This is a genomic window from Pseudomonas sp. MWU318, assembly GCF_016756945.1.
GTDB lineage: Bacteria > Pseudomonadota > Gammaproteobacteria > Pseudomonadales > Pseudomonadaceae > Aquipseudomonas > Aquipseudomonas putida_A.
Window position 1 is genome coordinate 281,511 of the sequence record NZ_JAESJL010000005.1, and the last position, 21,521, is coordinate 303,031.

Annotated in this window: 16 protein-coding genes; 5 read left to right on the top strand and 11 right to left on the bottom strand. The window is 61.6% G+C overall.

The genetic code is table 11. The features are described from left to right. The first annotated feature begins 83 nt into the window (after window positions 1-83). Both selD and mnmH read left to right on the top strand, forming a co-directional pair. The gene (selD, locus tag JN524_RS14390; RefSeq protein WP_202369747.1) at window positions 84-1,118 is read left to right on the top strand and encodes a selenide, water dikinase SelD; all 1,035 of its coding nucleotides are present in this window, start codon (window positions 84-86) and stop codon (window positions 1,116-1,118) included. Beyond that, window positions 1,118-2,221 (top strand): tRNA 2-selenouridine(34) synthase MnmH, encoded by a 1,104-nt coding sequence (gene mnmH / locus JN524_RS14395; RefSeq protein WP_202369748.1) that lies wholly within the window; start codon window positions 1,118-1,120, stop codon window positions 2,219-2,221. Before selD ends, mnmH begins: the two co-directional genes overlap by 1 nt. 133 nt (window positions 2,222-2,354) lie before the next feature. Here mnmH and JN524_RS14400 read toward each other — a convergent pair whose 3' ends face one another. After that, entirely contained in the window at window positions 2,355-3,029 is a 675-nt protein-coding gene (locus tag JN524_RS14400; protein ID WP_202369749.1) for a histidine phosphatase family protein, read from the bottom strand. Window positions 3,030-3,325: 296 nt separating this feature from the next. Between JN524_RS14400 and JN524_RS14405 the strand changes: the two genes are divergently transcribed. Both JN524_RS14405 and hemB read left to right on the top strand, forming a co-directional pair. Beyond that, entirely contained in the window at window positions 3,326-4,024 is a 699-nt protein-coding gene (locus JN524_RS14405; RefSeq protein ID WP_202369750.1) for a glutathione binding-like protein, read from the top strand. Between the two features lie 240 nt (window positions 4,025-4,264). Beyond that, window positions 4,265-5,239, top strand: a complete 975-nt coding sequence (hemB, locus tag JN524_RS14410) for a porphobilinogen synthase (protein WP_027613860.1) — start codon at window positions 4,265-4,267, stop codon at window positions 5,237-5,239. A 131-nt stretch (window positions 5,240-5,370) separates the two neighbouring features. On the opposite strand, the gene JN524_RS14415 is transcribed toward hemB, so the two are convergent. Together JN524_RS14415 and JN524_RS14420 are read right to left on the bottom strand one after the other, a co-directional pair. Then, a complete protein-coding gene (locus JN524_RS14415; protein ID WP_202369751.1) occupies window positions 5,371-6,906 on the bottom strand; it encodes an FAD-dependent oxidoreductase in 1,536 nt (511 codons plus the stop codon). A gap of 339 nt (window positions 6,907-7,245) precedes the next feature. Next, window positions 7,246-9,450: a TonB-dependent receptor gene (locus tag JN524_RS14420; protein WP_202369752.1), complete on the bottom strand. Its 2,205-nt coding sequence runs from the start codon at window positions 9,448-9,450 to the stop codon at window positions 7,246-7,248. Window positions 9,451-9,726: 276 nt separating this feature from the next. On the opposite strand from JN524_RS14420, the gene JN524_RS14425 reads away from it, so the two are divergent. Further along, window positions 9,727-10,809, top strand: coding sequence for a DUF1615 domain-containing protein (locus JN524_RS14425; RefSeq protein WP_202369753.1), 1,083 nt, complete (start codon window positions 9,727-9,729; stop codon window positions 10,807-10,809). A gap of 7 nt (window positions 10,810-10,816) precedes the next feature. Here JN524_RS14425 and JN524_RS14430 read toward each other — a convergent pair whose 3' ends face one another. The 8 genes from JN524_RS14430 to JN524_RS14465 all read right to left on the bottom strand — a co-directional run bounded on the left by JN524_RS14430 (window position 10,817) and on the right by JN524_RS14465 (window position 21,511). Then, a complete protein-coding gene (locus JN524_RS14430; RefSeq protein WP_202369754.1) occupies window positions 10,817-11,518 on the bottom strand; it encodes an anti-sigma factor in 702 nt (233 codons plus the stop codon). Then, the gene (locus JN524_RS14435; protein ID WP_202369755.1) at window positions 11,515-12,051 is read right to left on the bottom strand and encodes a sigma-70 family RNA polymerase sigma factor; all 537 of its coding nucleotides are present in this window, start codon (window positions 12,049-12,051) and stop codon (window positions 11,515-11,517) included. The genes JN524_RS14430 and JN524_RS14435 overlap by 4 nt, the downstream gene beginning before the upstream one ends. A 228-nt stretch (window positions 12,052-12,279) precedes the next feature. Beyond that, complete coding sequence (locus JN524_RS14440) at window positions 12,280-12,801, bottom strand: DUF3455 domain-containing protein (RefSeq protein WP_027613866.1); 522 nt, start codon at window positions 12,799-12,801, stop codon at window positions 12,280-12,282. 196 nt (window positions 12,802-12,997) lie between these two features. After that, entirely contained in the window at window positions 12,998-14,602 is a 1,605-nt protein-coding gene (locus tag JN524_RS14445) for an ABC transporter ATP-binding protein (protein ID WP_202369756.1), read from the bottom strand. A gap of 14 nt (window positions 14,603-14,616) precedes the next feature. Beyond that, the gene (locus JN524_RS14450; protein ID WP_202369757.1) at window positions 14,617-15,639 is read right to left on the bottom strand and encodes an ABC transporter permease; all 1,023 of its coding nucleotides are present in this window, start codon (window positions 15,637-15,639) and stop codon (window positions 14,617-14,619) included. Continuing rightward, window positions 15,639-16,703 (bottom strand): microcin C ABC transporter permease YejB, encoded by a 1,065-nt coding sequence (locus JN524_RS14455; RefSeq protein ID WP_202369758.1) that lies wholly within the window; start codon window positions 16,701-16,703, stop codon window positions 15,639-15,641. The genes JN524_RS14450 and JN524_RS14455 overlap by 1 nt, the downstream gene beginning before the upstream one ends. A 1-nt stretch (window position 16,704) precedes the next feature. After that, complete coding sequence (locus JN524_RS14460; RefSeq protein ID WP_202369759.1) at window positions 16,705-18,570, bottom strand: extracellular solute-binding protein; 1,866 nt, start codon at window positions 18,568-18,570, stop codon at window positions 16,705-16,707. Between the two features lie 229 nt (window positions 18,571-18,799). Continuing rightward, window positions 18,800-21,511 carry a TonB-dependent receptor gene (locus JN524_RS14465; protein WP_202369760.1) on the bottom strand — a complete coding sequence of 904 codons (2,712 nt, stop codon included), beginning with the start codon at window positions 21,509-21,511 and terminating at the stop codon, window positions 18,800-18,802. Window positions 21,512-21,521 lie beyond the last annotated feature (10 nt).

The window sequence follows — 21,521 nt, forward strand, 5'->3', positions numbered from 1 at the left end:
CGAAGGGGGCCGGACATTCCGCGCAAAATCTGCCGGCCCGCGCTCTGCTAGAATCCGCCCCATCAACTGCCAGAGACTCTCCCATGAGCGAGCCGATTCGCCTGACCCAATACAGCCACGGTGCCGGTTGTGGCTGCAAGATTTCCCCGCAGGTGCTGGAAGTGATTCTGGCCGGCAGCGGTGCGCAGAACCTTGACCCGAAACTGTGGGTCGGCAATGCCTCGCGTGATGACGCGGCGGTGTACGAGATCGACGCCGAGCGCGGTGTGGTGTCGACCACCGACTTCTTCATGCCGATTGTCGACGATCCGTTCGACTTCGGCCGGATCGCTGCGACCAATGCGATCAGCGACATCTATGCGATGGGCGGCGATCCGTTGATGGCGATCGCGATCCTCGGCTGGCCGGTGAATGTGCTGGCGCCGGAAGTGGCGCGGGAAGTGATTCGCGGCGGACGGGCGGTGTGTGATGCCGCCGGCATTCCGCTGGCCGGCGGGCATTCGATTGATGCGCCGGAGCCGATCTTCGGCCTGGCCGTGACCGGTCTGGTAGAAAAGCGCCACATGAAGCGCAACGACACCGCCACCGCCGGTTGCCTGCTGTACCTGACCAAGCCGCTGGGCATCGGCATCCTCACCACCGCCGAGAAAAAAGGCAAATTGCGCCCCGGCGATGTCGGTGTGGCCCGCGACTGGATGTGCACCCTGAACAAACCCGGCAGCCGCTTCGGCAAACTGGCCGGCGTCACAGCGATGACCGACGTTACCGGTTTCGGCCTGCTCGGGCATCTGGTGGAAATGGCCGACGGCAGCCACCTGACCGCACGCATCGGCTACAACCATGTGCCGCGTCTGGACAGCGTCGAGTACTACCTCGAACAGGGCTGTGTGCCCGGCGGCACCCTGCGCAACTTTGACAGTTATTCGAGCAAGCTCGGCCGTCTGCAGGAGTTGCACAAGCGCGTGCTGTGCGACCCGCAGACCAGCGGCGGCCTGCTGATTGCGGTCACTCCCGAAGGTAACGACGAGTTCCTCGCCGTCGCCGCCGAACTGGGTCTGGACCTGGCGCCGATCGGCGAGCTGGTCGAGCGACAGACCCACGCAGTCGAGGTGAACTGATGTCACGTGACTGCACCGATTACCGCGATATTTTCCTCAACGACCGGCCGATGATGGATGCCCGTGCGCCGATCGAGTTTCAAAAAGGTGCGTTTCCCGGTGTGGTTAACCTGCCGCTGATGAACGACATCGAGCGGCAGAAGGTCGGTACCTGTTACAAACAGCACGGTCAGCAGGCTGCCATCGAATTAGGCCAGCATTTGGTGTCCGGCGTGGTCAAGGCCGAGCGCATTCAGGCCTGGGCCGATTTCGCCCGGGCCCACCCTGATGGCTATCTCTATTGTTTTCGTGGCGGCTTGCGTTCGCAGATCACTCAACAGTGGCTGCGTGACGAGGCCGGTATCGACTATCCGCGCGTCGGCGGTGGTTACAAGGCAATGCGTAACTTTCTGATCGACACCCTTGAGCAAGCAATCGGACAGTGTGATTTCGTGTTGCTGGGTGGCATGACCGGTACGGGCAAAACCGAGGTACTGGTGCAGTTGCGCAACGGTCTGGATCTGGAAGGTCACGCCAATCATCGCGGTTCCAGTTTCGGCAAACGCGCCACTGGCCAACCGTCGAATATTGATTTCGAAAATCGTCTGGCCATCGACATCCTTAAAAAGCGTGGTGCCGGTTTCGAGCAGTTTGTGCTGGAAGACGAGAGTCGGGTGGTTGGCAGTTGTGCGCTGCCGTTGTCGCTGTATCAGGGTATGCAGCAGTACCCGATGGTCTGGCTGGAAGACAGTTTCGAAGACCGGGTCGAGCGGATACTGCGCGATTACGTGGTGGACCTGTCCGCCGAGTTTTCCGTGGTGCATGGCGAACACGGTTTCATGCTGTTCGCGGAGCGCTTGCTGGAAAGTTTGAACAACGTGCAGAAGCGCCTTGGTGGCGAGCGGCATCGGCGGATGTTGCTGTTGATGGAGGATGCGCTGGCCGAGCAGGGACGTAGCGGGGCGGTGGATTTGCATCGCGGCTGGATCGAAGGGTTGCTACGGGAATATTACGACCCGATGTATGCGTTTCAGCGTGAGAAGAAGGGCGGTCGGATCGAGTTTGCCGGGGAACGCGGGGCGGTGCTGGAGTATTTGCGCGAGCGGCTGAATCAGCGGGTTTGAGGGTGGCCTTGCTGGCCCAATCGCTGGCAAGCCAGCTCCCACAGTGTTTTGTGAAAACCGTAAATATGGGCTTCACACAAACCCTGTGGGAGCTGGCTTGCCAGCGATGAGGAACCAACAGACAGCCAATCACTCAAGTCGGGCAAGTCACCTTGCCGTTATCCAGCCCCTGCTTGTAGCTGTGACTCTGCAAACTGGCCTTGCCGTTGTGCCAGGTCAGGGTCAGCACGTACAGCGAATCGAAATCGCCTGACGCCCAGTCATCGGTGATGGTCTGCTTTTCGCCGACGGCCTTGGCGGCAACCTTGTTGATCAGTTCCGGCAAATAGCCGTGCGACCATGCGGTGTAGATCGTCGCGTTGTGGTACTTGTCCTCGGTCAGCTCGCGCGCCAGATCACTGGTGTCGTTGGCGGAGAACTCGATGTTCACCGGCAGGCCGAGCTTGATCGCGGCGGGGCTGATGGTCATCAACGGACGGATGTAGCTGTAGGAATTGTCCAGTTCGCCTTCCTCGACATTGCGCGTCGGGTTGGCGGCGAACACGTAATCGGCCTTGCCGAATTTTTCCGGCAGCAGGGTCGACAGCTCGATCGCCCGGTTCAGACCCTGACAGTTGAGCTGGCCGAGACCGCCCTCGGGTTTTTCCGCGTGGCGCAGGAAGATCAGCGTCTGCGTACCGTCCACCGGTTGCGCGCGAATCTGGCTCGATTCGAGCGACAAGGTCAGCGCACTGACTGCCAGCAGGGAGGGCAGGGCCACATAGGCGCGATGTTTGAAGCGTTTGGCGAAACTCATGAGGTTCGTCATTGAATATAGGATTCTTCAGCAAATTCGGTTGGGGCTGACCAACCCTTACACCGCGGGCTCCCAGCGCCGGGTGTTGTCCATGTCGTGTGTCGCGCTTCCTTTACGAAAGGCATAGCTCAGAGTCCTCTGAGGCCGGTTTGGTTCAGGCACATTACCCGCAGGATGTTACGGTTCGTGTAGGAGCTGCCGCAGGCTGCGATCTTTTGATTCAGCTTTAAAAAACCAAATCAAAAGATCGCAGCCTGCGGCAGCTCCTACATTATGATCAGTGCTTTCCTTGTGACTGGATGTTTCCCATGACTGATCTGTCCGCGTTCCCCATCACCCAGAAATGGCCCGCGCAGTACCCCGACTGGATTCAGCTCTATTCCCTGCCGACCCCCAACGGCGTCAAGGTCTCGATCATGCTCGAAGAGATCGGCCTGCCCTACGAGCCGCACCGTGTGGGCTTCGACACCCAGGATCAGCTGTCTCCCGAGTTTCTGTCGCTGAACCCCAACAACAAGATCCCGGCGATCCTCGATCCCCACGGCCCGCAAGACCAGCCGCTGCCGCTGTTCGAGTCCGGCGCGATCCTGATCTACCTCGCCGACAAGAGCGGCCAGTTGCTGGCGCAGGAAGGCGCGCTGCGTTACGAGACGATTCAGTGGCTGATGTTCCAGATGGGCGGTATTGGCCCGATGTTTGGCCAGCTCGGTTTCTTCAACAAATTCGCCGGCAAGGACTACGAGGACAAGCGTCCGCGTGACCGCTATGTCGAGGAGAGCAGACGCCTGCTCAACGTGCTCGACAAACGCCTGGAAGGTCGCGACTGGATCATGGGCGAACGCTACACCATCGCCGACATCGCCACGTTCCCGTGGGTGCGCAACCTGATCGGCTTCTACGAGGCCGGGGATCTGGTGGGCATCAGCAACTTCCCGAACGTGACCCGGGTGCTGGAGCGCTTTCTGGCGCGCCCGGCGGTCATTCGAGGCCTGACCATTCCCTCGTAATCAACACCAATCCCTGTAGGAGCTGCCGCAGGCTGCGATCTGTTGATCTGGTTTTCTAAAAACAACGTCAAAAGATCGCAGCCTGCGGCAGCTCCTACAGGGGAATGTGGGTTGTCTGACGGATTATTGCGTTGACGGTAATGCTGTCTTGATTGATCCAGGTTTGTACCTGCGCCCAACGAAGGCATAAGCTTCGCCCCCTACGACTTTCGTCTCATCTTCCGATTTCAGGAAAGCCCCATGTCCAGCCAGTTCCCCGAAGCACGTCCCCGCCGTCTGCGCCGCAATGCGAGCCTGCGCAGCCTGTTCCAGGAAACCGAGTTCAGCCTGAATGATCTGGTGCTGCCGATTTTCGTCGAAGAAGAGATCGACGACTTCGTGCCGATCAAGAGCATGCCGGGGGTGATGCGCATTCCCGAGCGCAAGCTGGCCAGTGAAATCGAGCGTTATGCCCGTGCCGGGATCAAGTCGGTGATGACCTTTGGCGTGTCCCATCACCTGGACGCCAACGGCAGCGACACCTGGCGCGAAGAGGGACTGGTTTCGCGCATGTCGCGGATTGCCAAGGACGCGGTGCCGGAAATGATCGTGATGTCCGACACCTGCTTCTGCGAATACACCGATCACGGCCACTGCGGCGTGATGCACAACCACGAAGTCGACAACGACCAGACCCTGATCAACCTCGGCAAGCAAGCCGTGGCGGCGGCGCGTGCCGGTGCGGACGTGATTGCCCCGTCGGCGGCGATGGACGGCCAGGTGCGGGCGATTCGCCAGGCGCTGGACGCCGCCGGTTTCACCCAGATTCCGATCATGGCCTACTCGACCAAATTCGCCTCGGCGCTGTACGGCCCGTTCCGCGAGGCCGGCGGCAGCGCGCTGAAGGGTGATCGCAAAAGTTATCAGATGAACCCGATGAACCGCCGTGAAGCCCTGCGCGAATCGCTGCTCGACGAGCAGGAAGGCGCCGATGCGCTGATGGTCAAACCGGCCGGTGCGTATCTCGACATCATCCGCGACATTCGTGAAGCCTCGAACCTGCCGCTGTCGGCGTATCAGGTCAGCGGCGAATACGCGATGATCAAGTTCGGCGCGCAGGCCGGTGCAATCGACGAGGATCGCGTGGTGCGCGAAAGCCTGGGCGCGATCAAGCGTGCGGGGGCGGATCTGATCTTCACCTACTTTGCGATGGATCTGGCGCTGGCCGGGATCTGATTCATCACCGCAGAACCCTTGTGGGAGCTGGCTTGCCAGCGATTGCGTCGGTACAGTCAAAATCCAATGGTGGCTGATCCACCGCTATCGCTGGCAAGCCAGCTCCCACAGGAATTCAGGGTGTTTTTGGGTCAGGGGCAGTTGAAGTAGGGTCGGATCCCGTGATCCCGAAAGTACCGCTCGATCACCTTCGGATCCGCGCTGTTATCGGCTATCGCCACATAGGTATCCGGGCGCAACAGGTAAAAACCGTTACGCCCCAATCCCGCCGTTTCAAACGCCGGCCGCCAGTCGAACACGTGCAGCGGCAGATGGTGTTCGTTGCACCAGGCGATCATTTCGTCACTGGTGTCGCCGTACACGTGCACCTGCCAGCAGGGCTGCCGTAGCGGTTCGTAGTTATCCCCCTCACCATCATGCGTCCACGGCAAGCGGTCGCCGCCGTGGACGTGACCGGCCGTGCCCTGGCTCAGCGGCATGCCGCGATAGTTGAGGGTGACTTGCGAAACGGTGCGAAAAAGGAATTCGCGGCTGGCCTCGAAGGTTGCCATTTTCGGGATCAGAAACGGTGCCAGACGCGTGCGCAGCAAATCGGCGATGCGCCCCTCGGCGGTGACGAAACTGAACACCTTGTCGGTGGTCGACACCAGCCGCCGGGCGAAGGCGATGCGCTCGGTTTCGTAAGTGTCGAGCAGCTTCGTCGTGGCGCTGCCGTTGAGCACGGCGGCGAGTTTCCACGCCAGGTTGATCGCATCGCCGATGCCGGTGTTCATGCCCTGGCCGCCGGCGGGGCTGTGCACGTGCGCGGCGTCGCCAAGGAGAAACGCCCGACCGCTGCGAAAGTGCTCGGCCACGCGGTGATGCACGCGGTAGGTGGAGAACCAGTTGACCTCGTCGATGTGCACTTTCAGGTGCTCGATGGCGCGGCTGCTGACGTCGGCAAATTGCAGGGTTTCGGCGCGCTCGGCACGTTCGTCACGCACCGTGCCGATCAGCCGGGCGCGGCCTTCGCCGGCCAGCGGGAACACCGCGAGAAAATCCGCTTCGTCCAGATCCAGATGCAGCTCGCCATTCAGTGCCGGGCCGCTGGCCTGCACATCCGCGACGTAGAAAATCTGCTGATAGGTGCCGCCCGGGAAACCGGTGTCGAGGGTTTTGCGCACCACCGAACGTGCGCCGTCGGCACCCGCCAGATAGCACGCCTGACAGATTTCCTGCAGCCCGTCCGGCAAGCGCAAATGCGCGATTAGGCCATCGCCGGTTTCTTCGAAACTCTCAAGCTCGGTGTTGCGCTCAACCGTCACGTCATAGTCTTCGAGGCGTTCGAGCAGCAGTCGTTCGTGCTGATCCTGGGGAAAGATTTCGATGAACGAGTAGGGCGTCAGGCCTTCGCCGATGCGCTGTAGCGGCAACTGCGCGACCGGTTTGCCCTTGACCCAGAAATTCGCCGCCGCGACCTTGTGGCCGTTGCGCACCACGGTGTCGGCCAGGTCCAGCTGGCGATACAACTCCAGGGTGCGCGCCTGCACCGCCAGTGCTCGTGAGGTGGTGCCGGGCGCGGAGGTCTTGTCGATGATACGCACGCGCACGCCCAGTTTGCTCAGCCACAGGGCCAGCACCAGACCGGTCGGGCCGGCACCGATGATCAGTACGTCGCTGCGGTTCATGGGCCTGTCCTCCGTTGGCTGTGCAGCAAGTATGGATCAGATGGAAAGGGTAGCCAGTTGATCGGTCAGACGGAAAAAGGCCCCGCAGCGGTGGGGTTGTGGGGCCTTTTTTCGGGTGTTTGGCAGGAGATTTGGTGACAGTGAAATTTGCCCCCTCACCCCAGCCCTCTCCCCCAAAGGGGGCGAGGGGGAAAGGGAGCCGATTTGGGTGCCTTTCAAAACCTTAGTTCGACTCGGTGGCACACGTCGGCGTGACTCGAAAGAACACCGCGGTCAGTCCCCTCTCCCTACGGGAGAGGGCTAGGGTGAGGGGCTTTTGAGGGTGAGGGCTTCTCAGCTTTAAAAATCGATAGTGCCCGACAACTTCGCCACCCGTGGCTCACCCTGGGTCAGATAGCCGCCTTGCGCCGATTCCCAATACTTCTTGTTCGCCAGGTTTTCGACGCCCAGGCGCAGGGTCACGTCTTTCTGCGAGACCTTGAACGCATAACGCGCACCCGCGTCGAAGCGGTTCCAGGTCGGCAGGCTGAGGTTGTTGGCCGCGTCGGCGTACTGGCCGCCGGTACGCAGCATCCGCGCATTCAGCGCCACGCCTTGCAGGCCCGGTACATCCCAATCGGCGCCGGCGTTGAACTGGAAGCTCGGCACGCCAATGGCGCGGTTGCCGTCGTTGGCGCCGTTCTGGGTGTTGCGCAGTTCGGTGTCCATCAGCGTCAGGCCGCTGATCAGGCGCAGGCCATTGATCGGCTCGCCGAACACGTTCATTTCCACGCCTTTGTTGATCTGCTCGCCTTCACGCACGTAGGTGCAGGTGGTGGCGCTGTTGATTTCGCAGTAACCGTCGCTCGGCTGCTCGATGCGATACACGCCCAGGCTCGCGCCGTAGGTGCCCATGTCGACCTTGACCCCGGCCTCGGTCTGCTTGGAGCGGGCCGGTGCGTAGACTTCGTTGCCGTTGGTCACGCGCAAGCCGCCGGTGCTGGCTGGTGAGGTCGGCCCCTGGGCCAAGCCTTCGATGTGGTTGGCGTAGAACGACACGTGTTCCCACGGCTTGAACACGATGCCGTAGACCGGCGTGGTGATCGATTCGTCGTAGCTCGACTTGCGGCTGCCGCTGCCGTAACTGGCGTAGTTGTAGCCTTGCACCACCAGTTGCTGGCGACGCAGGCCAGCGGTGATCAGCAGGCGATCATCGAAGAAACCGAGGGTGTCGGAGAGCGCGAGGCTGCGGTTGAAGGTCTTGCCGACGATGCCCGGGTCATTGAGATCGCCGCCGGAAAAATTGCCGACCGGCGACGGCGTTTCCACCGGGTGGTAGATGTTGTTGGCGTACTTGGTCAGGTCGAAATCGTAGGCGCTGCGCTGTTCCGCCCACAGACCGCTGAGGCCGAAGTTGAGTTTGTGGCTGACCGCGCCGGTGTTGAACTTGCCGTTCAGGCCGGCCATCAGGCTGGTGTTGTCCTCGTCGTGGGGGATGAACGAGCCGGTGGTGTACGAGGCGCCATTGTTGCCCACCAGGGTGGTCGAGTTGTAGCGCCCGACTTCGCGGGTGTGCTTGGCGCCGCCAGCGACGTACGCGGTCCAGTTGTCGTTGAGGTCGTATTCGGCGCGGAGCATGCCGAAGGTGTCTTCGATGTCGGTGTAACCCCACTTCGGCGCGTAATTCGTGTCTGCCGACGGCGCGTCCGGAATGTGCGTGGCAGTGCCGAGGTTGACCGAGTTGCGGCCACCGTTGACGCGTTCCTTCTGATAGGCGAAGTCGCCGGAAATACGCAGCGCGTCACCGCGATAATCAAGGCCGATGCTGAACAGTTTCGAACGCTGGTTTTCGTGGTCGATGCCGGTGTCACCTTCGCGCTGGGACAGGTTGATCCGCGCGCCGAAGCGGTTGTCTTCGCCGAAACGCTGGCCGATGTCGAAGTGCTGACCGATGCGGCCTTCGCTGTTGATGTCGGTGGTGTAGCGGCGCAGCGGCTCGTCGCCGGCACGCTTGGGCTGCAGGTTGACGCCGCCACCGATGCCGGAGCCGGTCGGGGTCACGCCGTTGATGAAGGCGTTGGGGCCTTTGAACACTTCCACGCGCTCCAGAGCGTCGGTGGAAATGATCTGCCGGGGCAGCACGCCGTACAGGCCGTTATAGGAAATGTCGTCGCCGTTTAGCGGCAAGCCGCGGATCATGAACACCTGCGCCTGGTTGGAGAAGCCCGAGGCCTGACGCACCGAGGCATCGTTGAGCAGGACGTCGGCAACGTTTTCCGCTTGCTGGTCCTGAATCAGCTGTTCGGTGTACGACGCGGCGCTGAACGGCACGTCCATCATGTCCTGATTGCCGAGCACGCCGAGCTGACCACCACGGGCGACCTGACCACCGGCGTAGACCGGGGGCAGGGCGTTGGACGTTGGCGCTTGGGCGTTGATGTTGACGTTGTCGAGCACCAGCTCCTTGCCGTTTTCATCGGCAGCGTGAGCGGTGACAGTCAGGGAGCACAGCAGGGCGAGAAGCGTGGGGCGAAACGGGACGGCGAGTCGAGCTGAAGCGGGCATGTCGATACCTGGAGGCGTACGGCCGGTGAGAAAAAAAGGACGGCGCGGGAACTCCTTGCGCAAATACGACTCCAGGTGCAAATGATAGGAGTTCGCAGTAACGTTTTGCAATCAGTTTGTCATCACACCGGAAAGCACCTTCACCTGTAGGAGCTGCCGCAGGCTGCGATCTTTTGATCTTGTCTTTCAAAAACAACGTCAAAAGATCGCAGCCTGCGGCAGCTCCTACAGGGATTGTGTATGGTGGTTCTGGCTTACTGGATTGGATGAAGCAACATGCGATTACTTATTACCCTCGCCGCGCTGCTGGTGCTCGCCGGTTGCGCCGGCCAGCGCAGCCAGGAGCCGGCACCGCGTGCGCCGGCCGAAGTGAAGGCCGAAATCGTCCGGTTGATGCCGGCCAAGACGGCTGATCGGCAAGGCTGGGCCACCGACATCTATGCCGCGTTCGCCGCACAGAACATCAGCCCGACCACGCAGAATCTGTGTTCGGTGCTGGCCGTGGCCGAGCAGGAATCCACCTTCCAGGTAGACCCCACGGTGCCGGGCCTGGGCAAGATCGCCCGCGACGAAATCGACCGTCGTGCCGCCAAAGTGCATATTCCCAGTCTGTTGGTCAGTGGCGCTCTGCAAGTGCGCTCCACCAACGGCAAGACCTACAGCGAACGCCTGAACGCGGCACGCAGTGAAAAAGAACTCAGCGCCATTTTTGACGACTTCATCGGCAGAGTGCCGATGGGCCGCACCTTGTTCGGCGGCTTCAACCCGGTACACACCGCCGGACCGATGCAGGTCAGCATCGAATTCGCCGAGCAGCACGCCAAGGAGTATCCGTACCCGGTAGACGGCACGATCCGCCACGAAGTGTTCACCCGCCGTGGCGGCATTTACTTCGGTATCGCGCATTTACTTGGCTACCCGGTGAGTTATCGCGAGCCGCTGTACCGCTTCGCCGATTTCAACGCAGGCTGGTACGCCAGCCGCAATGCCGCGTTCCAGAACGCCGTCAGCCGAGCTTCGGGCATCCCGCTGGCGCTGGATGGCGACTTGATTCGCTACGACTCGATCATGCCTGGCAGCACCGAACTGGCGGTGCGCACCCTCGGCAAGTCGCTGGGCATGCGCAACCCGACCATTCGCGATCAACTGGAGAAGGGCAAGACCCTGGAATTCGAAGAAACCAAACTCTACCAGCGCGTGTTCGAACTCGCCGAGCAGGCTGAAGGCAAGACCTTGCCACGTGCGGTGTTGCCGGGGATCGTGCTGCAGAGTCCGAAAATTACCCGCAAGCTGACCACGGCGTGGTTCGCCAAACGCGTGGATGAGCGCTACAAGCGCTGCATGGCCAAGGCCGGTTGACGCCGGTTCAAAGCACTTTGACGGCTCGGCCAATGGCCTGAATCGGCCCGGTCGGTTTACCGATCGGCGAGCCATTGGCGCCTTCCAGCGTCAGTTCGAACAGCTGATTCGGTTGCAGCGGCGGCAATTTGTCCAGCGGCACCGAGAGCGTCTGCCCCGGTTTGACCAGCCCCAGCGACACCGGCCCTTGCCAGCCGTCAGCCTTGGTCCAGAACTCCAGCGCCTTGTCCGCCGGCACTTCGACCACGCCCAGCGGGATTAACTGGATTTCACGCGGATTGCTGGCCTGAATCACCCAGCCTGGCGCCTTGTCCTGCGGGGCGACCAGCACCACCAGATAATTCGGTTTCGGCGGGGTCTGGGTCAGCAGGATCGAGCCCAAAACCAATGTGGCGACCAAGCCGGCCGCACTCAAGCCGCGCCACAGCGGCAGCAGATTCCACCACGAGGTTGACGGCGCAGCCGGCGCTTTTTGCGCGAACCGCTCGACACTGCGCTCGATGCGCGGCCACAAGTGCGGCGAAGGCTGCTGCGTCCCGGCAAATTCGGTCAGGTCGAGCAAGCGTCGCTCCCAGGCATCCACCGCCGCTTGCAGTTCGGGGTCGTGGGGCAAGCGCTGTTGCAGCGCTTCACGCTCCGGCGCCGACAGGGTGCCGAGCACGTACTCACTGGCCAGTTCATCACGTTCCTGCGCCGATTCAGTGGTCATCCCATGCACTCCCGCAAAGCGTTGAGGCTGCGTTTGATCCAGGCTTTGACCGTGCCCAGCGGCGTGTCCAGGCGCGCGGAAATCTGTGCATGACTGTAGCCGTCGACATAGGCGTGGAGAATGCAGCTTCGCCGCTGCGGGTCGAGTTGTTCCAGACAACGATGGATCCGCGCCGAATGCGCCTGGGCATCGAAGCCGTCATTTTCTTCGGCAGGCATTTCATGATCTTCGCTGAACGGCGTCTCCCGAGCCTGATTGCGCAGCAGATTCAGCGCCAGATGCCGGGTCACGCTGAACATCCAGCCCCGCGCTGAACCGCGTGCCGGATCGAACTGCGCCGCACCGTTCCAGATCTTGATAAACGCCTCATGCACGATGTCTTCGGCCAGCGCCGCGTCACGTACCAGTCGTTTTGCAACGCCGAGCAGGCGCGGGCCTTCCTGCACGTACAAATCGCGCAGGGCCGACTGCTCGCCGCGGGCACAGGCAGCGAGGCGGGCTTCGTAATCAAACAACGGTTCAGGCAAAGACATGGGGTGCAATCTAGCTCACATTCCGCAAACATCCAGACAACACAGTCTTCTACTGTGGGAGCGAGCCTTTGTGGTGAGGGGATTCATCCCCGACCGGCTGCACAGCAGCCGTAACCGTTGGTTGCGGTGAATTCTTGACTCCGCAGTTGCCGGATTTTGGGGCGCTTCGCGCCCCATCGGGGATGAATCCCCTCGCCACAAGTTCGCTCCCATAGGGACATCAAGGAACTAGTTCGCCGCCCAGAAAATGTAGTCGGCCTGATACTTCACCACTTCCTGCTTGCCCTTGTTCGCTGCTGTGCATTCACTGCCCGGCGCCACGCCGCCCTTGAGCGCGACACGCTGGATGTAGCTCACGCCACTCATCGCGCCTTTGCCTTCAGCCGGGTTGGCCTTGACCAGTTGATAGGGCAGGTTGCCCGGGCTCGACGGAGCGACGGCCAATTGCGTGCCGGTGACTTTCGAACCGTCCTTGGCCTGCCAGGTGGCGGGCGGGCCGAAGTAGGTGCCGACCTGCTTGCCGCTGCGATCATTGAGCACCGCTTTAGGGCCGACGAAGGTCCATTCGGTCTGCCCGGCGGCATTGGGCTTGTCGCGGCATTCGTAAGTGATCTCGCCGACCCCGGTGGTTTCCATCGCGATCTTGTGGCCTTCCGGGACTTTGATCGCATCGGGGTAGCTGCTTTGGGCGAAGGTTGTCGAGGACAGGGCGAGCAAACCGGTGAGGCCAATCAGTTGAGTGATGTTCATCAGTGTTATCTCCGAAAGGGGTAGACCGCTGACAGCCGAAGAGGGCTGTTACAGGGACTACCCGTGGCGGAGGCGTTTGGATGCAGTGCCTGAAAAATATTTTTCAAACCCCGCCAATCCCCTGTAGGAGCTGCCGCAGGCTGCGATCTTTTGCTCCTGAAAAACACCATCAACAGATCGCAGCCTGCGGCAGCTCCTACACAAGTTCGGCGGTTTTACGGGGGACGCTCAGGCCGGAGGCTTTCAGCAGTTCCTGGGTGTAGGGGTGGGTTGGCGCGGCAAAAATCTCCCGCGACGAACCCTGTTCCACCACCTTGCCATCCTTGATCACCAGCAAGTCATGCGCCAGCGCATGCACCACCGCCAGGTCATGGCTGATGAACAGATAGGTCAGCCCATGCCTGATCTGCAGTTGCCGCAACAGCTCCACCACTTGTTTCTGCACCGTGCGATCCAGCGCCGAGGTTGGTTCGTCGAGCAGGATCAGCGCCGGCTCCAGCACCAGCGCGCGGGCGATGGAAATGCGCTGGCGCTGGCCGCCGGAAAATTCGTGGGGGTAGCGATGACGACTGTTCGGGTCAAGGCCGACTTCTTCGAGTACGCGAATCACTGCTGCTTCGCGCTCGGCCTCGGTGCCGATGCCGTGGGTCAGCAAGCCTTCGGCAATGATCTGCTGCACCGACATCCTTGGACTCAGGCTGCCGAACGGATCCTGGAACACCACCTGTATCTGCCGGCGCAAGGGCCGCATCAAACGCTGATTGAGCAGGCTCAGTTGCTTGTTGCCGAAGCGGATATCGCCCTCGGATTCCACCAGCCGCAGGATCGCCTGGCCCAGCGTCGATTTGCCCGAACCGGACTCGCCGACAATCCCCAGGGTCTTGCCGCGTTGCAGGCGGAAACTGACCCCGTCCACCGCTTTGACGTACGCCTGTGAACGACTGAACAAGCCCTTGGGCAGGGGAAACCAGACCTTGAGATCATCGACTTCCAGCAGGTTGTGTTCGTACGGACTGGGCACCGGCGCTCCGCTGGGTTCCGCCTCGATCAGCAAGCGACTGTAAGGGTGCTGCGGGGCGCGAAACAGCGTCTCGCAGTCAGCCTGTTCGACGATTTCGCCGTGGCGCATCACGCACACCCTTTGCGCGATGCGCCGCACCAGATTCAGATCGTGACTGATCAGCAGCATCGACATGCCGAGCCGCTGTTGCAGCTCGATCAGCAGCTCGAGAATTTTCTGCTGCACGGTCACGTCCAGCGCCGTGGTCGGCTCATCGGCGATCAGCAGTTCCGGCTCATTGGCCAGTGCCATCGCAATCATCACCCGTTGCCGCTGACCGCCGGAGAGCTGATGCGGATAGGCTTTCAAACGCTGTAGCGGTTGGCGAATGCCCACCAGTTCCAGCAGCTCCAACGTGCGCTCACGGGCGGCGCGACCCTTGAGGCCCTTGTGAATCTCCAGCACTTCGCTGACCTGTCGTTCCACGGTGTGCAGAGGATTGAGCGAGGTCATCGGCTCCTGGAAAATCATCGCAATCCGGTTGCCGCGCAAACCACGCATCTGCTGCTCGCTGGCGTGCAGCAAGTTCACCCCGTCATAAGCGATCGAACCGCTGCTGCTGACGGTTTTGCCCGGCAACAGACGCAAAATCGAATGCGCCGTGACCGACTTGCCCGAGCCGGACTCGCCGACCAGCGCCAGGCATTCGCCACGACGAATGTCGAGGTTCAGACCGTGCACCACTTCCTGCCCGGCGAAGGCGACACGCAGGTCGCGGATTTCCATCAGGTTGTCGCTCATGTCAGCCCCTCGGATCAAGATCGTGGATCAAACGCATCACGGCAAGCCTCGCCGATGAATACCAACAACGACAGAATCAGCGCCAAGGCAAAAAATGCCGTCAGCCCCAGCCATGGCGCTTGCAGGTTGCGCTTGGCCTGGCCGATCAGTTCACCCGGCGAGGCGGTCCCGGCGGGCATGCCGAAACCGAGGAAATCCAGCGCGGTGAGGGTGGCGATGGCGCCGGTCAGAATGAACGGCAAGTAGGTCAGGGTGGAGGTCATCGCGTTGGGCAGGATGTGCCGCAACATCAGTTCGCTGTCGGTCAGCCCCAGCGCCCGCGCGGCTTTGACGTATTCCAGATTGCGTCCACGCAGAAACTCGGCGCGCACCACATCCACCAAAGCGAGCCAGGAAAACAGCGCCATGATCCCCAGCAGCCACCAGAAACTTGGCGAGACAAACCCGGACAAGATGATCAGTAGATACAGCACCGGCAGTCCCGACCAGATCTCCAGCACCCGTTGCCCGAGCAAATCCACCCAACCGCCGTAATAACCCTGCAACGCCCCGGCAACGATGCCGACCAACGCACTGATGCCGGTGAGGATCAGCGCAAACAGAATTGAAATCCGTGTGCCGAAAATCACCCGCGCCAATACGTCCCGCGCCTGATCGTCGGTGCCCAGCCAATTGCTGGAAGAGGGTGGGCTGGGTGCCGGTTCAGTCAGGTCGTAATTGACCGTGTCGTAGCTGAACGGGATCGGCGGAAACAGCATCCAGCCGCCCTGATCCTCAATCAGCCCGTGCACGTAAGCGCTGGCGTAATCCGGCTGGAACGGCAGTTCGCCGCCGAAATCGGTTTCCAGGTATTCGCTGAGGATCGGGAAGTACCAGGCGCCGTGGTAGCGGATCACCAACGGCTTGTCGTTGGCAATCAGTTCGCCGCCGAGGCAGATCAGGCACAGGCCAATGAACAGCCACAGCGACCAGCGTCCACGGCGGTTGGCCTTGAACTGCGCGACCCGGCGCTGACCCAGAGGAGAGAGTGTGAACATCAGGCAGTCCTCGCCGAGAAGTCGATGCGCGGGTCGAGCAGGGTGTAGCAGAGGTCACCGATCAGCTTGATCAGCAGGCCAAACAGGGTGAACAGAAACAGCGCGCCGAACACCACCGGGTAGTCACGCGACACCGCCGCTTCGTAACTCATGCGCCCGAGGCCGTCGAGGTTGAAGATGGTTTCGATCAGCAAGGAACCGGCGAAAAACACCTCGATCAGCGCCGAGGGCACCCCGGCCACCACCAGCAGCATCGCGTTGCGAAACACGTGGCCGTAGAGCACGCGGCGCTCGGTCAGACCCTTGGCCCGCGCGGTGATCACGTACTGGCGGCTGATCTCGTTGAGGAAGCTGTTTTTGGTGAGGATGGTCAGGGTGGCGAACCCGCCGATCACCAGTGCTGTAACCGGCAACACCAGGTGCCAGAGGTAGTCGCCGACCTTGCCCAAGGTGCTGAAGCTGTCGAAGTTATCCGACACCAGGCCCTGCACCGGAAACCAGTTGACGTAGCTGCCGCCGGCGAACACCACGATCAGCAGCATCGCAAACAGAAACGCTGGCATCGCATAGCCGATAATGATTGCGGTGCTGCTCCAGACATCGAATGCGCTGCCGTTGCTGATCGCTTTGCGGATGCCCAGCGGGATCGAAATCAGGTAAGTGATCAGCGTTGCCCACAGGCCGAGCGACAACGACACCGGCAGTTTCTGCAGGATCAGATCGGTGACCTTGGCGCCACGAAAGAAACTGCTGCCCAGATCCAGCTGTGCGTAGTTTTTCAGCATCAGCCACAGGCGTTCGTGCATCGGTTTGTCGAAACCGTAGTGATGCTTGATTTCCTCGATCAGCGCCGGGTCCAGCCCGCGACTGCTGCGCCCGGCACCACCCGTCGCGGCGACTTCGCCACCACCGCCCATGCCGTGCCCGCCGAAACCTTGCAGACGGGCAATGGCTTGCTCGACCGGGCCACCCGGTGCGGCCTGCACAATCACGAAATTGACCACCAGAATGCACAGCAGCGTGGGAATGATCAGCAACAGACGTCGACTCAGATAACGCAGCATGTCACTGCCCCCCCGCGAACTGGGCGTGCATCTGCTGCGTGGTCAACGGCTTGGCCGAGACCTCCCACCAGGTGTTGAGGCCTTCGTCGTACGCCGGTTGCACCGCCGGCATGCCGAAGCGGTTCTGATACACCGTCGGCGTGCCTTTGGAGTAGTAGTTGGGAATCATGTAGTAACCCCATTGCAGCACCCGGTCGAGGGCGCGGGCGTAATGCACCATGGCGTCGCGGCTGTTGGCCTGGACGAGACCGTCGATCAGTTGATCGACCGCCGGGTTGGCCAGCACCATCGAGTTCGAACTGCCGACTTGCGTGGCACTTTGTGAGGCATACAGGCTGTACAACTCGCGGCCGGGGGAGACGATTGGATCGCCACTGCGCGGGAAACTGGTGACGATCATGTCGTAGTCGCGGGCGTTGAGCCGATTGACGTATTGCGCCGAGTCGATCCGGCGCAGATTGAGGGTGATGCCGATCTGCGCGAGGGTGCGTTTGAACGGCAGCAGCATGCGATCAAAACCGCCCTGACCGTCGAGGAAGGTGAACTCCAGAGGCTCACCGGCGGCGTTGACCAGTCGGCTGTGTTGCGGCGTCCAGCCGGCCTCGGCGAGCAGCTTCAGAGCTTGCAGCTGCTTGTCGCGGATGTAGCCGCTGCCATCGGTTTTCGGCGCCTGATACACCGTGGTGAACACCTCGTCGGGAATCTGCCCGCGCAACGGTTCGAGGATCTTCAGTTCCTCGGCGTCGGGCAGGGCGGTGGCGGCCATTTCACTCTTGGGCCAGAAGCTGTTCTGGCGCACGTAGAAACCACGCATCATCTGCTTGTTGGTCCATTCGAAATCCCACAGCAGGCTGATCGCCTGACGCACGCGGCGATCCTGAAAGATCGGGTTTTGCAGGTTGAACACGAAGCCTTGGGCGGCGGTGGGTTTTTCCGGAGCGAGGATCGCCTGTTGCAAACGCCCATCACGCAGTGCCGGACTGTCGTAACCCACCACATAACCGGACGAGGAAAACTCGCGGTTGTAGTCGAAAGCGCCGGCCTGCAACAGCTGGCGCGCCACGTCGGTGTCACCGTAGAAATTCACCGTCAGCGTGTCGAAGTTGTACATCCCGCGACTGACCGGCAGGTCCTTGCCCCACCAGTCCGGGTCGCGCTGGAAACTGATGCTGCGCCCGGCATCGACTTTGCTCACGCGGTACGGGCCGCTGCCCAGCGGGGGTTCGAAGCCACCGCCGTTGGCGAAATCGCGAGTCTTCCACCAGTGTTCGGGCACCACGCGCAGTGTCGCCAGATCCAGCGCCAGTGTGCGGTTGAGGTTGTTCTTGAAGGTGAAACGAATCTGCTGCGGATTCTCGATCAGCACGTCCTGCACGTCGGCGTATTGCTGGCGATAGCTCAGGCTGCCCTTGGTCATCAGCAGGTTGAAGGTGTAGCGCACGTCTTCGGCGGTGATCGGCGTGCCATCGGCGAAGCGCGCCTTGGGGTTCAGGGTGAAGCGCACCCAGAGGCCTTCGGGATCGCGCTCCATCTGTTGCGCGACCAGCCCGTAAACAGTGTACGGCTCGTCGAGCGAACGGAACGCCAGCGGCGCATACACCCAGTCGTTGACCTGCACCACGGAAATGCCCTGATCGGCATACGGAGTGATGTAGTTGTACTGGCCGATCTCCATCGACGCGCGACTGAGCGAACCGCCCTTGGGCGCGTCGGGATCGACGAAATCGAAATGCTGGAAACCCGCCGGATACTTCGGCGCCTCGCCGTACACCGTCAGTGCGTAGCTGCCGGCGGCCAGTGCCGGCACGGCGGCGCAGAGCAAAGCGCCGCCGAGCAGCAGGCCTGCCATGTTGCGCATGAATCTCATGAAGTTTTTCCTCTAAGACCGAAAACTCACTGGCAACGCTGAAAACTGTGGGAGTGCCCTGTGGTGAGGGGATTTATCCCCGACCGGCTGCGAAGCAGTCGCAAACCCATTGCATGCGGTGATTCTGGTCATCCGCAGTTCAGGTTTTGGGGGCGCTTCGCACCCCATCGGGGATGAATCCCCTCACCACAAAAGCTCAGTCACACAAAGGATGTGTCCAGCCCTGGGGTCAGAAGTGATACGTCATGCGCGCAAACAGCGTGCGGCCCAGCGGGTCGGTGTAGCGCGGGTCATAACCGCTTTGGAAGTTGTAGGCCTGGTTGGTGAAAGGCGGGTTGCGGTCGAACATGTTCTTCATCCCCGCATCCACGTCCAGCACCTTATTGAAGGTGTAGCCGGCCGACAGGTCCCACACCGAATACGACGCCACGCGCGCATGGGTATCGCGGTCGTAGTCGTTGTAACCGGTGGTGAAGCGGTTGGTCAGCGACGCACGAGCCGCGCCGAAGGTCCAGCTGCCGGTGAGGTTGTGTTTCCAGCGCGCGATCACCCCGTCCCCTTCGAAGTCGCCGACCTTGTCGGTGAACGGGCCTTTGATGGTGCTCTGGAAGTCATAACTGTCGACGTAGGTGCCTTGCAGCCCCAGGCCGAACTGGCCGTAAGGGGTGTTCGGGAAGCGGTAATCCAGCGACACATCGACACCGTTGGTCTCGACGATGCCGAGGTTGGCGTTGCCGGTGACGATGTAGTTCAGCGTGCCATCGGCGTTGCGCACGAAGCGATCCGGGTAGCTGCCGGCCTGATCGAACACGGTGGATTCAGGGAACGGCTGGATCTGATTGGAAATGTGAATCCACCAGAAATCCAGACCCACCGACAGGTTGCTGACCGGCTGATAGACGAAGCCCAGCGTCACGTTGCGCGCCTTCTCCGGGGCCAGATCTTCGTTGCCGCCGATCTGATTGAGGAACTGCTGGCCGCAATCGCGCCCGCCGTTGCCACCCGGTTGTACCACGCCACCGGTACACAGCACCGGGTCGTTGTAGTAGCCCTGGGTGTAAGTGATGCTGCGCGGCGAATACAGCTCGTAGAGTGACGGCGCACGGAAGCCTTCACTGTACGCGCCGCGCACCACCAGCTCTTTGAGCGGCTGATAACGGAACGAGTATTTCGGGTTGGTGGTGCTGCCGAAGTCGCTGTATTTATCGTGACGCACGGCGGCGGACAGTTCGAGGCTGTCGAGCACCGGCACGTTGATTTCGGCGTACGCGGCTTTCACGCTGCGGTCGCCCTCGACGCTGCCGGCCGGGTCGATGCCGAGGCTCTGGATGTCACCGGCAAACTGTTCGAAGTCCTGGTGGAATTTCTCTTTGCGGTACTCGCCACCCAGCGCCAGACCGGAGGGACCGGCACCGAACCAGTCGCCGATTTCGCGGCTGATCCGCCCGTCAAACCCGGCCACGCGGCCGACGGCGGTGGAGTAGGCGCCGTGGTACATGGCCTGGTCGATGTACTGCTGACCAGCGGCCGATTGCGGACCGAACGGGTTGAGCAGACCGCTGGCCAGGCCGTTGATCATCGCCTGATCGCTGACATATCCACTGGTGACGCTGGAGACGATTTTGTTCTGGTTGTACGAGGCGCCGACGTTGTAATCCCAGCCGCCGACCAGACCATCGAAGCTCAGCAGAAAGCGCTGACTGGTGTTCTGGTCTTTCGATTCACGCGGGCCGGCAGCAGTCTCGCGCCAGTTCACATCGACCGGTTGCGTCGGGTCGAGGGCGAAGCCGGTCGGGCCGGGGGTGATGCCGTTGCCGGGGTAGTAGGGCGACGACGAGTCCAGGCTCAAACCGGTGAGCGGGGCCGGGCCGACAGCGGTGGCGTTGTTGTTGCGCGACCAGAAGTATTCGAGGTTGACGTTGTGGTCATCCGCCAGCTTGCCGGTGGTCTTGCCGAAGAACGACGTCTTTTCGGTTTGCGGAATCAGGTCGATGTATTCGCGGGTGCTGAAGCGGCACAGGCCATCGCGCGCCACCAGGTTCGGCCCGTTGCAATTGCTGTTGGCCAACGGGTTGGTGGCGTTGCCGTTCTGGCTGTAGTTGCCGGGGAATGCGGTGCCGGAGGTCTGGTCCAAGCCACGACCAGGGTCGTAGTCGCGGGCGAAGGAGCGGTCGTTGGCGTCGAGGTTCTGCTGCTTGTTGTAGTTGAACACGCCGAGCACGTTGAAGCGGTCTTGTTCAAGATCACCGTAGCCCCAACTGGCGCTCATGTCTTTGGTGGCACCGCCGCCGCTGTGGGTTGGGGTTTCGCCACCGAGGGTGAGCTGGCCGTCGGTCATGGATTTCTTGGTGATGAAGTTGATCACGCCGCCGATGGCGTCGGTGCCGTAGAGGGCCGACGCGCCGTCGCGCAGGACCTCAACGCGCTCGATGGCGGCAAACGGGATCATGTTCAGATCCACCGCGCCGCCGGCCGAGTTGGTGCCGGACAAGGCGTTGTTCGCCAGGCGTCGACCGTTGAGCAGCACCAGCGTCTTGTTCGCGCCGATGCCGCGCATGTCGGCAAACGAAGCGCCACCGGTGGCGGCGCCGACCGAGCCGGCGCTGTTGTTGATCGACTGGCTGCCGGTGATCCGCTGCACCAGTTCGGCGGTGGTGGTCACGCCCTGTTTGCGCAACTCATCGGCTTTCAGAATGGTGATCGGCACCGCCGTTTCCGCATCGACCCGGCGAATCGCCGAACCGGTCACTTCCACCCGTTGCAGTTGCGTGGTCGGCGCCACCACCGCTGCCGCAGCGGGCACGGCCGCGTTGTCATCCTCGGCGGCTTGCACAGTCCCGGCGCCCATCCCCATGGCCACCAGATACAACGGGACAAAACGGTGACGAGAGATCGTTGCCACCAAAGGTTTGAGCGTGAAGCGTGGAGTGTTCATCAGCATGGTTGTTTCC

What these genes read in the sequence shown, in the direction of transcription:
- selD (WP_202369747.1), top strand. Translation starts at nt 84, where the DNA reads ATGAGCGAGCCGATTCGCCTGACCCAATACAGCCACGGTGCCGGTTGT.
- mnmH (WP_202369748.1), top strand. Translation starts at nt 1,118, where the DNA reads ATGTCACGTGACTGCACCGATTACCGCGATATTTTCCTCAACGACCGG.
- JN524_RS14400 (WP_202369749.1), bottom strand. Translation starts at nt 3,029, where the DNA reads ATGACGAACCTCATGAGTTTCGCCAAACGCTTCAAACATCGCGCCTAT.
- JN524_RS14405 (WP_202369750.1), top strand. Translation starts at nt 3,326, where the DNA reads ATGACTGATCTGTCCGCGTTCCCCATCACCCAGAAATGGCCCGCGCAG.
- hemB (WP_027613860.1), top strand. Translation starts at nt 4,265, where the DNA reads ATGTCCAGCCAGTTCCCCGAAGCACGTCCCCGCCGTCTGCGCCGCAAT.
- JN524_RS14415 (WP_202369751.1), bottom strand. Translation starts at nt 6,906, where the DNA reads ATGAACCGCAGCGACGTACTGATCATCGGTGCCGGCCCGACCGGTCTG.
- JN524_RS14420 (WP_202369752.1), bottom strand. Translation starts at nt 9,450, where the DNA reads ATGCCCGCTTCAGCTCGACTCGCCGTCCCGTTTCGCCCCACGCTTCTC.
- JN524_RS14425 (WP_202369753.1), top strand. Translation starts at nt 9,727, where the DNA reads ATGCGATTACTTATTACCCTCGCCGCGCTGCTGGTGCTCGCCGGTTGC.
- JN524_RS14430 (WP_202369754.1), bottom strand. Translation starts at nt 11,518, where the DNA reads ATGACCACTGAATCGGCGCAGGAACGTGATGAACTGGCCAGTGAGTAC.
- JN524_RS14435 (WP_202369755.1), bottom strand. Translation starts at nt 12,051, where the DNA reads ATGTCTTTGCCTGAACCGTTGTTTGATTACGAAGCCCGCCTCGCTGCC.
- JN524_RS14440 (WP_027613866.1), bottom strand. Translation starts at nt 12,801, where the DNA reads ATGAACATCACTCAACTGATTGGCCTCACCGGTTTGCTCGCCCTGTCC.
- JN524_RS14445 (WP_202369756.1), bottom strand. Translation starts at nt 14,602, where the DNA reads ATGAGCGACAACCTGATGGAAATCCGCGACCTGCGTGTCGCCTTCGCC.
- JN524_RS14450 (WP_202369757.1), bottom strand. Translation starts at nt 15,639, where the DNA reads ATGTTCACACTCTCTCCTCTGGGTCAGCGCCGGGTCGCGCAGTTCAAG.
- JN524_RS14455 (WP_202369758.1), bottom strand. Translation starts at nt 16,703, where the DNA reads ATGCTGCGTTATCTGAGTCGACGTCTGTTGCTGATCATTCCCACGCTG.
- JN524_RS14460 (WP_202369759.1), bottom strand. Translation starts at nt 18,570, where the DNA reads ATGAGATTCATGCGCAACATGGCAGGCCTGCTGCTCGGCGGCGCTTTG.
- JN524_RS14465 (WP_202369760.1), bottom strand. Translation starts at nt 21,511, where the DNA reads ATGCTGATGAACACTCCACGCTTCACGCTCAAACCTTTGGTGGCAACG.